The sequence below is a fragment of the Pseudomonas sp. AM14(2022) genome (genome assembly GCF_036346455.1).
GTDB classification, from domain to species: Bacteria; Pseudomonadota; Gammaproteobacteria; order Pseudomonadales; family Pseudomonadaceae; genus Aquipseudomonas; species Aquipseudomonas putida_A.
In genome coordinates this window covers 233411-246779 of the sequence record NZ_JAOTNY010000003.1, presented here as the reverse complement: position 1 = coordinate 246779, position 13369 = coordinate 233411, and the positions used below count along the sequence as shown (strand labels likewise).

Sequence of the window (13369 nt, the reverse complement as noted above, 5' to 3'; positions counted from 1 at the left end):
GCCGATGCCACTGCGCAGTCTGTCTTCGTGTTCACGAGCCATCAGCGCAGTTCCTCCAGCCAGCCGTCGAGACTTCTGAAGGCATCATTGAAAGTGCGATCGAGCTGCAACGGCGTGATCGACACATACCCCTGCATCACCGCATGAAAGTCAGTGCCCGGGCCGCCGTCTTCGGCATCACCGGCCGCAGCAATCCAGTAGCCGGCCTTGCCACGCGGGTCGACCACTTTCATCGGCGCCGCGGCCCGGGCGCGGTGGCCCAGACGGGTCAACTGAATGCCGCGAATATGGTCGATCGGCAGATTGGGAATGTTCACGTTCAGCACCGTGCGCGGCGGCAGGTCCAGCCCGGCGTGGGCCTCGACCAGTTTGCGCGCGAAATGTGCGGCTGTCGCCAGGTTGTCCACCTGTCGTGAGCACAGCGAGAACGCAAACGAAGGGCGCTCGAGAAAGCGCCCTTCGAGGGCAGCCGCCACGGTGCCGGAATACAGCACGTCATCGCCCAGATTGGCACCGAGGTTGATCCCGGAAACCACCATGTCCGGCTCGCGCTCCAGCAGGCCGTTGAGGCCCAGGTGCACACAGTCGGTCGGCGTACCGTTGAGGCTGATGAAACCGTTTGCCAGGTATTGCGGGTGCAACGGACGGTCGAGCGTCAGCGAACTGCTGGCGCCGCTTTTGTCCTGCTCCGGGGCGATAACCACGCACTCGGTGTAATCCGCCAGCGCAGCATAAAGCGCGGCGAGACCGGGTGCGGTTACCCCATCGTCGTTAGAAATCAGAATACGCATGGGCTGTCCGTCTGCCCCACCGGCACCAGATCAACGAGTTCGCGCACCAATACGGTGGCGAAGCATCCGGCCGGGAGGACGAATTCCAGTTGCAGAATGTCAGGCTGGGGATAATGCCACGACAACCCGCCAATGGGCAGCCGCAGGATGCGACGTTCGTGGCTCATTCCGGCATTGATCAACCAATCGCGCAGATCCGCCTCACGCTCGGCAATCCCCTGCTCCAGATCATGGACAGCGCCAGCGGTCGGTGAGTCACCTTCGCCCCACTGCGGACCGGTCGGGTGCAGGTCGAGAATCGCCAGACGCGGGTCACTGCATTCGGCAACACCCGCCGGGAAGAAACTGCGGCTGTCGGTGAACGCCAGCAGATCGCCGACCTGCGCCTGCTGCCAGGTGCCGTCGGCAACCCGCGCCGCCAGCACTTGATTGAACAGAAAACTGCGCGCCGTCGACAGCAGCCGCGAACGCACATTGCGCTGCTCGGGCAATGCCTTGCGCGCCGCCCAGGCACGCGCATCAACGACGTTACCGCCGTCATGGCCGAAACGCTGGGCGCCGAAATAATTGGGAATGCCTTGCTTGGCGATCAGTTGCAGACGCTGCTCGATCGCATCCTTGTCGCCGGCAAACTGGGTCAGGCGCAAGGTGAAGCCGTTCGCCGAATGCGCGCCGCGTTGCAGCTTGCGCTTGTGGCGCGTGGTCTTGAGGATCTTCAGCGTGTCGTTTTCCGCCGCCGAGAGATCCGGATCAGCCTTGCCCGGCAGTTGCACGCTGAACCACTGACGGGTCAACGCCTGACGATCCTTCAGCCCGGCATAACTGACGGTGCGCAACGGCACGCCGGCGGCCTTGGCAATTCGGCGCGCTGCTTCTTCGGTATTCAGGCCACGTTTTTCGACCCAGATCCACAGGTGCTCACCATCGCCGCTGAACGGGATGTCGAGCACTTCATCGACCTGAAAATCTTCGGCAATGGCTTTCAGAACCGCAGTGCCGAGTGGTTCGCCATAGGCCCGCGGGCCAAGCAATTGCAGTTCGTTCATGCGCGCAGCAACAAGGCAACGGAATGCACGGCGATGCCTTCTTCGCGACCGACAAAGCCGAGCTTTTCGGTGGTGGTAGCTTTCACGTTCACTTGATCCAGTTCAACTTGCAGATCGGCGGCGATCAACGCGCGCATCGCTTCGATATGCGGGGCCATTTTCGGTGCCTGAGCGACGATGGTGTTGTCGACGTTGCCGACTTTCCAACCCTTGGCGTGGATCAGCGCGACCACATGCCGCAGCAGCACACGGCTGTCGGCGCCCTTGAATTGCGGGTCGGTGTCCGGAAAGTGCTTGCCGATATCGCCCAGCGCGGCCGCGCCGAGCAAGGCATCGCTCAAGGCATGCAGCAGGACGTCACCGTCGGAATGAGCGAGCAGCCCGAAGCCGTGTGCAATACGCACGCCGCCCAGAGTAATGAAATCGCCTTCAGCGAAACGGTGAACATCGTAGCCGTGGCCAATACGCATAAAAAAACGCCCCGATTTTTGTCAGGGCGTGATTCTACCTGCATTAACCGCGCAGGGCGCGTGCGTGATGCTGCAAGTGGTCGTCAATGAAGCTTGAGATGAAGAAATAGCTGTGGTCGTAGCCCGGTTGCAGGCGCAGCGTCAGCGGATGACCCGCTTGTTTTGCAGCTTGTTGCAGGGCTTCGGGTTTGAGCTGCGTGGCGAGGAAGTCATCGCGATCCCCCTGATCGACCAGCAACGGCAGTTTCTCGTCGGCTTCAGCAATCAGCGCGCAGGCATCCCATTCTTTCCACTTGGAACGGTCTTCGCCCAGATAGCGGGAGAATGCTTTCTGCCCCCACGGACAATCCATCGGGTTGTTGATCGGCGAAAACGCCGACACCGACTGATAACGCCCCGGGTTGCGCAGCGCGCAGACCAGTGCACCGTGACCGCCCATGGAGTGGCCGCTGATGCTGCGTTTGTCCGACGCCGGGAAATGCGCTTCAACCAATGCAGGCAATTCCTGCACGACATAGTCATGCATCCGATAGTGACGCGACCACGGTTCCTGCGTGGCATTCAGGTAGAACCCGGCACCGAGACCAAAATCCCAGGCGCCATCTGGATCACCCGGCACATCCGGGCCGCGCGGACTGGTGTCCGGCGCGACGATGATCAGGCCGAGTTCGGCAGCCCTGCGCATCGCCCCGGCCTTCTGCATGAAGTTCTCGTCGGTGCAGGTCAGACCGGACAGCCAGTACAGCACCGGCAGCTTGCCGCCCTGCTCCGCTTGCGGCGGCAAATACACGGCAAACACCATGTCGCAGCCGAGCACGTCGGAACGGTGGCGATATCGCTTGTGCCAGCCGCCGAAACTTTTCTGACAGGAGATGTTTTCCAGACTCATGTAAAGACTCCTACGCGGCCCCGGCTATAAACCTTCAAGGTCTGTAGCCGTGGCGTCGCGATTGATCAGAAATGAATGACGGTGCGGATGCTCTTGCCTTCGTGCATCAGATCGAAGGCCTTGTTGATATCTTCCAGACCCATGGTGTGGGTAATGAAAGTATCCAGCGGAATCTCGCCGCTCTGCGCCATGTCGACATAGCTTGGCAGCTCGGTACGGCCACGCACGCCACCGAACGCCGAACCACGCCAGACGCGACCGGTCACCAGCTGGAACGGACGGGTCGAAATTTCCTGACCGGCACCGGCAACACCGATGATCACCGATTCGCCCCAGCCCTTGTGGCAGCATTCCAGCGCCGCGCGCATCAGTTGCACGTTGCCGATGCACTCGAAAGAGAAATCGACGCCGCCGTCGGTCATGTCGACGATCACTTCCTGGATCGGACGATCGAAGTCTTTCGGGTTGACGCAATCGGTGGCGCCCAACTGCTTGGCGATCTCGAACTTGGCCGGGTTGATGTCGATGGCGATGATCCGCGCGGCCTTGGCTTTCACTGCACCGATGACTGCCGACAGACCGATGCCGCCGAGACCGAAGATCGCCACGGTGTCACCTGGCTTGACCTTCGCAGTGTTGATTACCGCGCCGATACCGGTGGTTACGCCGCAACCGAGCAGGCAGACCTTTTCCAGCGGCGCATCCTTGGCGATTTTCGCCACGGAGATTTCCGGCAGTACCGTGTATTCCGAGAACGTCGAAGTACCCATGTAGTGGAAAATCGTTTGGCCCTTGTAGGAAAAGCGCGAAGTGCCGTCCGGCATCAGGCCTTTGCCCTGAGTGGCTCGAATCGCCTGGCACAGGTTGGTCTTGCCCGACTTGCAGAATTTGCACTGGCCGCATTCCGGGGTGTACAGCGGAATCACGTGGTCACCGACGGCGACCGAGGTGACGCCCTCGCCGATGGCTTCAACGATCGCCCCACCTTCGTGGCCAAGGATCGACGGGAAGATGCCTTCCGGATCCGCACCGGACAGGGTGTAGGCATCGGTGTGGCAAACCCCGGAAGCCACCACGCGCAGCAACACTTCACCGGCCTTGGGCATGGCCACATCGACTTCTACGATTTCCAGCGGCTTCTTGGCCTCGAAGGCAACGGCGGCGCGCGACTTGATCATGCTGACTCTCCAGTGAATCCAATGAATAAAAAAACCAGACCGGCAGTGTAGTTCAGCACCATCTGATTAATAATCCGGACAAATGCAAAATATTATTGCTGTACAGGGATAATTAAATGTCCGAAAACCGCTGGGAAGGTATTGATGAGTTCGTCGCCGTCGCCGAATGCAGCCAATTCACCGCTGCGGCCGAACGCCTTGGAGTTTCTTCCTCACACATCAGTCGACAAATCGTACGGCTGGAGGATCGATTACAGACGCGCCTGCTCTACCGCAGCACCCGTCGTGTGACCCTGACCGAAGCCGGTCAGACCTTTCTGCAGCATTGTCAGCGCCTGCAGGACGGTCGCGAAGAAGCTCTGCGCGCGGTCGGCGACCTGACCAGCGAACCGAAAGGCATGCTGCGCATGACCTGCGCCGTGGCCTATGGCGAGCGGTTTATCGTGCCGCTGGTGACGCGGTTCATGGGGCAATACCCGCAACTGCGCGTTGATATCGAGCTGAGTAACCGCCAACTCGATCTGGTGCATGAGGGACTGGATCTGGCGATCCGTCTGGGCCGATTGCAGGATTCTCGATTGGTCGCCACCCGCCTGGCGCCGCGTCGGATGTACCTGTGCGCGTCTCCGTCCTACGTGGAACGGTATGGCCGCCCACACAGCTTGTCGGAACTGAGCCGGCACAATTGCCTGATCGGCAGTTCGGATCTGTGGCAACTGGAACAGAACGGCCGGGAATTTTCCCAGCGCGTGCAGGGAAACTGGCGCTGCAACAGTGGGCAAGCAGTGCTGGATGCGGCGCTACAAGGGGTAGGCCTGTGTCAGTTGCCGGACTATTACGTGCTGGAGCATTTGCACAGTGGTGCGCTGATTTCGCTGCTGGAGGCGCATCAGCCGCCGAATACGGCGGTGTGGGCGTTGTATCCACAGCAGCGGCATTTGTCGCCGAAGGTGCGCAAGCTGGTGGATTTCTTGAAGGAAGGATTGGCCGAGCGGCCGGAGTATCGGGGCTGAGTGATGGGTTGTCCGTGCGACCGCCTTCGCGAGCAAGCTCGCTCCCACAGGGGATCGGCGGTGCATGCAAAATTTGTGTTCGGCGCAATTCAAGGGTGGGAGCGGGCTTGCTCGCGAAAGCGATCGAACAAGCGCCACAGCAATCAGCGACGGTTAGCCCAACGTTGACGCAACCACTCCAGGTCTTCCGGCCGGGTGACCTTGAGATTGTCCGCCCGCCCTTCGATCAGGCGCGGCGCCAGACCGGCCCACTCCATCGCCGAGGCTTCATCGGTAATCACCGCATCCGCCACCAGACTGTCGGCCAACGCCCGATGCAAGGCACCGAGACGGAACATCTGCGGCGTATAGGCTTGCCAGATCACGCTGCGATCCACGGTTTCAAGCACACGACCGTGCTTGTCGACCCGCTTCAGGGTATCGCGCGCCGGCACGGCCAGCAGACCGCCGACGGCATCATCCGCCAGTTCAACCAGCAACTTGTCGAGATCGTCGCGACTCAGGTTGGGCCGTGCCGCATCGTGCACCAGCACCCAGTCATCGTCATCGGCACCCTGCGCATGCAAATGCAGCAAAGCGTTCAGCACCGACCCGGAACGCTCCGTGCCGCCCTCGACCCGCTGAATCCGCGAGTCGCTGGCGCAAGCCAGGTTTGGCCAATAAGGATCATCAACAGCCAGACTGACCACCAGCCCCTTGAGGCTCGGGTGATCAAGGAAACAGCCGAGGCTGTGTTCGAGAATTGTGCGCCCGCCCAGTTGCAGATATTGCTTGGGACGGTCCGCGGCCATTCGGGCACCGACGCCCGCGGCAGGAATCACGGCCCAGAAGGCCGGCAAGGAATCGATCATTGCGCGAGCTGGTAAAGGGTTTCACCGTCCTTGACCATGCCCAGCTCATGGCGAGCCCGTTCTTCAACGGTCTCCATGCCTTTTTTCAACTCGCTGACTTCGGCGTCCATCACCCGATTGCGCTCCAGCAGGCCTTCGTTCTCGGCGTGCTGATCAGCAATCTGCTGCTTCAGCTCGGCGACCTGCGCCAGACTGCCATTGCCCACCCACAGGCGGTACTGCAGACCGGCCAGCAGCAAGAGCAAAACGAGAAACAACCAGTAAGGACTGCGCATCGAATATCAGGTATCCAGTGAAAAAAGACAGCCACGCCAAAACTTTGAAACGTCTGATAGCACGAAGCCTGGAAGATCCAGGCTTGTGCATGTAAGGCATCAGATTAGTGGCAAATCCATCGCTGTCACGACTTTTCCGACACAATCCGGTGTCTTTTTAACATCTACAGCTTAACCGCGGAACTCGGAGCGACCGTTGTACTTGGCTTTGCCATTCAACTGCTCTTCGATACGCAGCAGTTGGTTGTACTTGGAAACGCGGTCGGAACGGCACAGCGAACCGGTCTTGATCTGGCCAGCCGAAGTGCCCACGGCCAGGTCGGCGATGGTCGAATCTTCGGTTTCGCCCGAACGGTGCGAGATCACCGCGGTATAACCGGCAGCCTTGGCCATCTGGATGGCTTCCAGGGTTTCGGTCAGGGTGCCGATCTGGTTGAACTTGATCAGGATCGAGTTGGCGATCTTTTTATCGATGCCTTCTTTCAGGATCTTGGTGTTGGTCACGAACAGGTCGTCGCCGACCAGTTGGGTCTTCTCGCCGATCTTGTCGGTGAGGATCTTCCAGCCAGCCCAGTCGGACTCGTCCAGACCGTCTTCGATCGAGATGATCGGATAACGTTCGGTCAGGCCTTTCAGATAATCGGCGAAACCTTCAGCGGTGAACACCTGGCCTTCACCGGACAGGTTGTACTTGCCGTCTTCGTAGAATTCGCTGGCCGCGCAGTCCAGCGCCAGGGTCACGTCGGTGCCCAGCTTGTAACCGGCGTTGGCCACGGCTTCGGAGATCACTTTCAGCGCGTCTTCGTTGGACGCCAGGTTCGGTGCGAAACCGCCTTCGTCGCCAACGGCAGTGCTCAGGCCACGGGCCTTCAGCACAGCTTTGAGGTGATGGAAAATCTCGGTGCCCATGCGCAGACCTTCCGAGAACGTCTTGGCGCCAACCGGCTGCACCATGAATTCCTGGATGTCGACGTTGTTATCGGCGTGCTCGCCACCGTTGATGATGTTCATCATCGGAACCGGCATCGAGTACACACCCGGGGTGCCGTTCAGGTTGGCGATGTGTGCGTACAGTGGCAGATCCTGGTCCTGTGCAGCCGCCTTGGCCGCAGCCAGGGATACGGCAAGGATGGCGTTGGCGCCCAGGGTTGCCTTGTTTTCGGTACCGTCGAGCTTGATCATCGCGTGGTCGAGGGCTTTCTGGTCGCTTGGGTCGGTGCCCAGCAGCAGATCGCGGATCGGACCGTTGATGTTGGCTACCGCCTTGAGCACACCTTTGCCCAGGTAACGGCTCTTGTCGCCATCACGCAGCTCGAGCGCTTCACGCGAGCCAGTGGATGCACCGGAAGGCGCACAGGCGCTGCCGATGATGCCGTTGTCGAGAAGCACGTCCGCTTCCACGGTGGGATTGCCACGGGAGTCGAGAACTTCACGACCTTTGATGTCGACGATTTTTGCCATTGTTGTAAACACTCCAAAGTTGACGAAAACGACGCAGCTAGAGGAAATCTTTTGACCGTCGGCAAGTGGTGTGCAGCGGGCAGCTTGCAGACGACAACGCACATGCCCGAGGGCATGTGCGACAAATCGTGCGGTACTTTACCGGAGAAATGAGCTTTACGCGGTTTCTACCGTCGGAAAACTCTTCACCAGTTCGTCCAAAGCTTTGAGCTGGGCCAGAAATGGCTCCAGTTTGTCCAGACGCAAGGCGCAAGGGCCGTCGCATTTGGCGTTGTCCGGATCCGGATGCGCTTCGAGGAACAGACCGGCCAGCGACTGGCTCATGCCGGCCTTGGCCAGGTCGGTGACCTGGGCGCGGCGACCGCCGGCGGAGTCGGAACGACCGCCAGGCATTTGCAGCGAGTGAGTCACGTCGAAGAATACCGGGTACTCGAACTGCTTCATGATGCCGAAGCCGAGCATGTCGACCACGAGGTTGTTGTAGCCGAAGCTCGAACCACGCTCGCAGAGGATCAATTGATCGTTACCCGCTTCCACGCACTTGTTCAGGATGTGTTTCATTTCCTGAGGCGCGAGGAACTGGGCTTTCTTGATGTTGATCACAGCGTTGGTCTTGGCCATCGCGACGACCAGATCGGTCTGGCGCGACAGGAAGGCCGGCAGCTGAATGATGTCGCAGACTTCAGCGACGACCGCGGCCTGATCAGGCTCGTGGACGTCGGTGATGATCGGCACGCCGAAGGCTTGTTTGATGTCCTGGAAGATGCGCATGCCCTCTTCCAGGCCAGGGCCGCGATACGAAGTCACAGAAGACCGGTTGGCCTTGTCGAAGCTGGCCTTGAACACGTAAGGGATGCCGAGTTTCTCGGTGACCTTCACGTACTCCTCGCAAACCTGCATGGCCATGTCACGGCTTTCCAGCACGTTCATGCCGCCGAACAGCACCATGGGTTTGTCGTTGGCGATTTCGATGTTGCCAACGCGAATGATCTTCTGTGCCATCGGGTTACGCCTTCTTCTGGTGTTGAGCCAACGCAGCTTTTACGAAACCGCTGAACAGCGGGTGACCGTCACGTGGCGTCGAGGTGAACTCCGGGTGGAACTGGCAAGCGACGAACCATGGATGATCCGGTGCTTCGACCACTTCAACCAGCGCGGCATCAGCGGAGCGACCGGAGATTTTCAGGCCGGCTTCGATGATTTGTGGCAGCAGGTTGTTGTTCACTTCGTAGCGGTGACGGTGACGTTCAACGATCACGTCCTTGCCGTAGCAATCGTGCACCTTGGAGCCGGCTTCGAGCAGGCATTCCTGAGCGCCGAGGCGCATGGTGCCGCCCAGATCGGACGCTTCGGTACGCACTTCAACCGCGCCGGTGGCGTCTTCCCACTCGGTGATCAGACCCACGACCGGATGGCCGCTGGCGCGATCAAACTCGGTGGAGTTGGCGTCTTTCCAGCCCAGCACGTTACGGGCGAACTCGATAACCGCCACTTGCATGCCCAGGCAGATGCCCAGGTACGGAACCTTGTTTTCACGAGCGTACTGAACGGCAGTGATCTTGCCTTCCACGCCACGCAGACCGAAGCCGCCCGGAACGAGGATCGCGTCGACACCTTCGAGCAGCGCAGTGCCCTGGTTCTCGATGTCTTCGGAATCGATGTAACGCAGGTTGACCTTGGTACGGTTGGTGATGCCGGCATGACTCATCGCTTCGATCAGCGACTTGTAGGCGTCCAGCAGTTCCATGTACTTGCCGACCATCGCGATGGTCACTTCGTGCTCTGGATTGAGCTTGGCATCGACGACCTTTTCCCACTCGGACAGGTCGGCGCCATTGCATTGCAGGCCGAAACGCTCGACGACGAAATCGTCCAGACCCTGAGCGTGCAGCACGGCCGGAATCTTGTAGATGGTGTCGACGTCTTCCAGGGAGATCACCGCACGCTCTTCAACGTTGGTGAACAGCGCGATCTTGCGACGCGAGGACACATCCACCGGATGGTCGGAGCGGCAGATCAGCACGTCTGGCTGCAGGCCGATCGAACGCAGCTCTTTGACCGAGTGCTGGGTTGGCTTGGTTTTGGTCTCGCCAGCGGTGGCGATGTACGGAACCAGCGTCAGGTGCATCAGCATCGCGCGCTTGGAACCGACTTCCACACGCAGTTGACGGATGGCTTCGAGGAACGGTTGCGATTCGATGTCGCCAACGGTACCGCCGATTTCCACCAGGGCCACGTCGGCATCGCCGGCACCCTTGATGATGCGACGCTTGATTTCGTCGGTGATGTGCGGAATCACCTGGATGGTTGCACCCAGGTAGTCACCACGGCGCTCTTTACGCAGCACGTGCTCGTAGACACGGCCGGTGGTGAAGTTGTTGTTCTGGGTCATGGTCGTGCGGATGAACCGCTCGTAGTGGCCCAGGTCCAGGTCGGTCTCGGCGCCGTCGTGGGTGACGAACACTTCACCGTGCTGGAACGGGCTCATGGTGCCCGGGTCGACGTTGATGTACGGATCCAGCTTAAGCATGGTGACCTTAAGCCCCCGCGCCTCCAGGATGGCCGCCAATGAAGCCGAGGCAATGCCTTTCCCCAATGAAGAAACAACACCGCCCGTGACGAATATGTAGCGCGTCATGAAAAACCCTAGAAGTCTGCGTTAAAGCGGTACGAGCCGCCGGGGAAAGCGAAGGAAGGCCGAAGCCCCCGATCACCTGCATTAATCACAGTGCACCTTTCAAAAAAACCGCCGCGTTGGGACAGACCGGCAGATGAAACACCGGTACGTTGCTCGCTACACATTTTTTGGAATCGCCCAGCAAAGACTGCTTGGTAATCGGCAACTCCTGCAATTCAGGCGAATCCACAGAAGTTGTATCAAGAAGGGAGCGTAGTCTACCGGAATGCCCCTTTCATCTCAAACCTTGATCTTCGTCTGTTGGCTGCCAATGCAATGTCCAGCCGTCCGACTCCTGCCCGTCAAGCCCCGGCAGGTTCGCCACGGCGAGCAATTCTGCGCCGCGAAACAGCAGCGGCAATCTGCCACGGACGAAGCCCGGCACCGCGCGCTCATTGAGCAGGCGCTTGAGATCGCGGTGGCCGCGCCCCGCCAGATGCATCAGCTCGCCGCCCTGCCGATAGCCAATGCGCAGCGGCCCGACGGGAGTCTGCCCGCTGAACATGACACGCCCGTTATTCGCCAAGCGTAGCGGCGTCGACGGGTCAGGCCACTCGACGCTGACCGCTGGCGCGCGCAGCCAGCCTCCGCTCAACCACCATACCCGGCCGGCGCTGCGATGCAGCTCACCGTCGGCCAGACACCAGACCGGGGATGCATCGTTGGCAGCACCACACAGGTCGTCCCAACCCGACCAATGGTCAGTGTCGGGCAACCGGGTCAGCGGTTCGAGCCAGTGGCTGAGTGCATTGCGCTGACGAGCGGCGGACAGACTCGTCAGCGGCGCCAGCTCCAGCGACGGCAGGCCCAGCCATGAAAACTCGCTCGGCGTGGCGGCTTGCGCGAGATCGAGCTGCGCCAGCTCATCGAGCAGGCCTTGCGCCTCACGCAGGTGCACCGCGCTGCGGGCCATGCTCGCCTGCGCCTGCGGCCAGCGCGCGGTGAGCAACGGCAGCACCTGATGGCGCAGGTAGTTGCGCGAGAACTGCCGATCCTGGTTTGACGGGTCTTCGATCCAGTGCAACTGATGCACGCGGGCGTAAGCCTCAAGCTCGGAGCGCGTGACGTCGAGCAATGGCCGCACCAGCGTGCCCTGCCCCAACGGTCGCTGCGCCGGCATCGCCGAAAGTCCGCGCACGCCGGCACCGCGCATTAAACGAAACAATAGGGTTTCGGCCTGATCATCACGGTGCTGCCCGGTCAGCAGCAAATCCCCGGCCTCGGTCAGCGAGGTGAACGCCGCATACCGCGCCTCCCGCGCCGCCCTTTCAAGACTGGCGCCGGGTTGCACCGTCACCCGCATCACGTGCAGCGGCACACCCAGCGCATCGCAGACCGACTGACAATGCGCCGGCCACGCATCAGCCGCAGCCTGGAGGCCATGGTGGATATGGATGGCGCTGAGCGCCGGCAGGGAATGGTGTTTAGCGAGATGCGCAAGCAGATGCAGCAGGACGGTGGAATCGAGACCACCGGAGAAAGCCACGCGCCAGGTCCTGGCATTGCGCCAGGCTGCAACGTTCAGCAGAAGCCGGGACGGCAGATCACTCACGGACTGACCCCTATCTAACTGTTTGCCCAAATCAAATGTGGGAGCGGGCTTGCTCGCGAAGGCGTTTCAACAATCAACACATCTGTCGACTGTTATACCGCTTTCGCGAGCTAGCCCGCTCCCACATTGGGTATTGCGAGATCTGTCAGAGACCGTAGCTCATCAGACGATCGTAACGACGCTTGAGCAACGCTTCGTTGTCGAACTTCTTCAGCATCGCCAGTTGCGAGCTCAGCTCGGCACGGATCGACGCAGCGGCAGCGGCCGGATCACGGTGGGCGCCGCCCAGAGGCTCGCCGATCACCTTGTCAACGATACCCAGGCCTTTCAGACGCTCAGCGGTGATGCCCATCGCTTCAGCGGCATCCGGTGCCTTTTCGGCGGTTTTCCACAGAATCGAAGCGCAACCTTCCGGCGAGATCACCGCGTAGGTCGAATATTGCAGCATGTTCAGCTGATCGCAGACACCGATCGCCAGTGCACCGCCGGAACCACCCTCACCGATTACGGTGGCGATGATCGGGGTCTTCAGACGCGACATCACGCGCAGGTTCCAGGCAATCGCTTCGCTCTGGTTACGCTCCTCAGCGTCAATGCCCGGGTAAGCACCCGGGGTGTCGATGAAGGTCAGGATCGGCATCTTGAAGCGCTCGGCCATCTCCATCAGACGGCAGGCCTTGCGGTAGCCTTCCGGACGCGGCATGCCGAAGTTGCGGCGCACCTTCTCGCGCACTTCACGGCCCTTCTGGTGGCCGATGATCATCACCGGCTGATCTTCCAGACGTGCCACGCCGCCCACAATGGCCGAGTCGTCGGAGAAGTGACGGTCACCGTGCAGTTCGTCGAACTCGGTGAAGATGTGCTCGATGTAGTCGAGGGTGTACGGGCGTTTCGGGTGACGCGCCAGGCGTGCGATCTGCCAGCTGGTCAGCTTGCCGAAGATGTCTTCGGTCAGCGTGCGGCTCTTGTCCTGCAGGCGGGAGATCTCATCGCCGATATTCAGCGAATTGTCATTACCGACCAAGCGCAACTCTTCGATCTTGGCTTGCAGGTCGGCGATCGGCTGTTCGAAATCTAGAAAATTCGGGTTCATAGGCGTCCGTCTTGGGTCGTGTCCCAAATGAGCTTGGGCCGGCCGGTTGTCTATTCGCGCCCTACCTTAAGGG

The 13369-nt window shown here is 60.5% G+C and carries 13 protein-coding genes; 1 reads left to right on the top strand and 12 read right to left on the bottom strand.

Annotated features, from left to right (window positions below; translation table 11 throughout):
- Window positions 1–41: 41 nt before the first annotated feature.
- The 5 genes from surE to V3W27_RS07865 all read right to left on the bottom strand — a co-directional run bounded on the left by surE (window position 42) and on the right by V3W27_RS07865 (window position 4374).
- A complete protein-coding gene (surE, locus tag V3W27_RS07885; protein WP_047601272.1) occupies window positions 42–791 on the bottom strand; it encodes a 5'/3'-nucleotidase SurE in 750 nt (249 codons plus the stop codon).
- Window positions 779–1837: a tRNA pseudouridine(13) synthase TruD gene (truD, locus tag V3W27_RS07880; protein WP_247269397.1), complete on the bottom strand. Its 1059-nt coding sequence runs from the start codon at window positions 1835–1837 to the stop codon at window positions 779–781. The genes surE and truD overlap by 13 nt, the downstream gene beginning before the upstream one ends.
- Window positions 1834–2307 (bottom strand): 2-C-methyl-D-erythritol 2,4-cyclodiphosphate synthase, encoded by a 474-nt coding sequence (gene ispF, locus V3W27_RS07875; RefSeq protein WP_027611044.1) that lies wholly within the window; start codon window positions 2305–2307, stop codon window positions 1834–1836. Before ispF ends, truD begins: the two co-directional genes overlap by 4 nt.
- A gap of 43 nt (window positions 2308–2350) precedes the next feature.
- Complete coding sequence (gene fghA, locus V3W27_RS07870) at window positions 2351–3196, bottom strand: S-formylglutathione hydrolase (protein WP_330206338.1); 846 nt, start codon at window positions 3194–3196, stop codon at window positions 2351–2353.
- A 65-nt stretch (window positions 3197–3261) separates the two neighbouring features.
- Entirely contained in the window at window positions 3262–4374 is a 1113-nt protein-coding gene (locus tag V3W27_RS07865) for an S-(hydroxymethyl)glutathione dehydrogenase/class III alcohol dehydrogenase (RefSeq protein ID WP_027611042.1), read from the bottom strand.
- 116 nt (window positions 4375–4490) lie between these two features.
- On the opposite strand from V3W27_RS07865, the gene V3W27_RS07860 reads away from it, so the two are divergent.
- Entirely contained in the window at window positions 4491–5387 is an 897-nt protein-coding gene (locus V3W27_RS07860; RefSeq protein ID WP_007964295.1) for a LysR substrate-binding domain-containing protein, read from the top strand.
- Window positions 5388–5530: 143 nt separating this feature from the next.
- Here the strand turns inward: V3W27_RS07860 and ispD are convergent, their stop codons facing one another.
- The 7 genes from ispD to V3W27_RS07825 all read right to left on the bottom strand — a co-directional run bounded on the left by ispD (window position 5531) and on the right by V3W27_RS07825 (window position 13296).
- Window positions 5531–6238 carry a 2-C-methyl-D-erythritol 4-phosphate cytidylyltransferase gene (ispD, locus tag V3W27_RS07855; RefSeq protein ID WP_027611041.1) on the bottom strand — a complete coding sequence of 236 codons (708 nt, stop codon included), beginning with the start codon at window positions 6236–6238 and terminating at the stop codon, window positions 5531–5533.
- A complete protein-coding gene (gene ftsB / locus V3W27_RS07850; RefSeq protein WP_007964293.1) occupies window positions 6235–6513 on the bottom strand; it encodes a cell division protein FtsB in 279 nt (92 codons plus the stop codon). The genes ispD and ftsB overlap by 4 nt, the downstream gene beginning before the upstream one ends.
- 171 nt (window positions 6514–6684) lie before the next feature.
- On the bottom strand, window positions 6685–7974 hold the full coding sequence (gene eno, locus V3W27_RS07845) for a phosphopyruvate hydratase (protein WP_003222156.1): 1290 nt from the start codon (window positions 7972–7974) through the stop codon (window positions 6685–6687).
- 156 nt (window positions 7975–8130) lie between these two features.
- Window positions 8131–8976 carry a 3-deoxy-8-phosphooctulonate synthase gene (gene kdsA / locus V3W27_RS07840; protein WP_098967470.1) on the bottom strand — a complete coding sequence of 282 codons (846 nt, stop codon included), beginning with the start codon at window positions 8974–8976 and terminating at the stop codon, window positions 8131–8133.
- Between the two features lie 4 nt (window positions 8977–8980).
- Entirely contained in the window at window positions 8981–10612 is a 1632-nt protein-coding gene (locus tag V3W27_RS07835; protein WP_003222153.1) for a CTP synthase, read from the bottom strand.
- Window positions 10613–10886: 274 nt separating this feature from the next.
- Window positions 10887–12203 carry a tRNA lysidine(34) synthetase TilS gene (tilS, locus tag V3W27_RS07830; protein ID WP_330206337.1) on the bottom strand — a complete coding sequence of 439 codons (1317 nt, stop codon included), beginning with the start codon at window positions 12201–12203 and terminating at the stop codon, window positions 10887–10889.
- Window positions 12204–12348: 145 nt separating this feature from the next.
- Complete coding sequence (locus tag V3W27_RS07825; RefSeq protein WP_330206336.1) at window positions 12349–13296, bottom strand: acetyl-CoA carboxylase carboxyltransferase subunit alpha; 948 nt, start codon at window positions 13294–13296, stop codon at window positions 12349–12351.
- Between the last annotated feature and the right edge of the window lie 73 nt (window positions 13297–13369).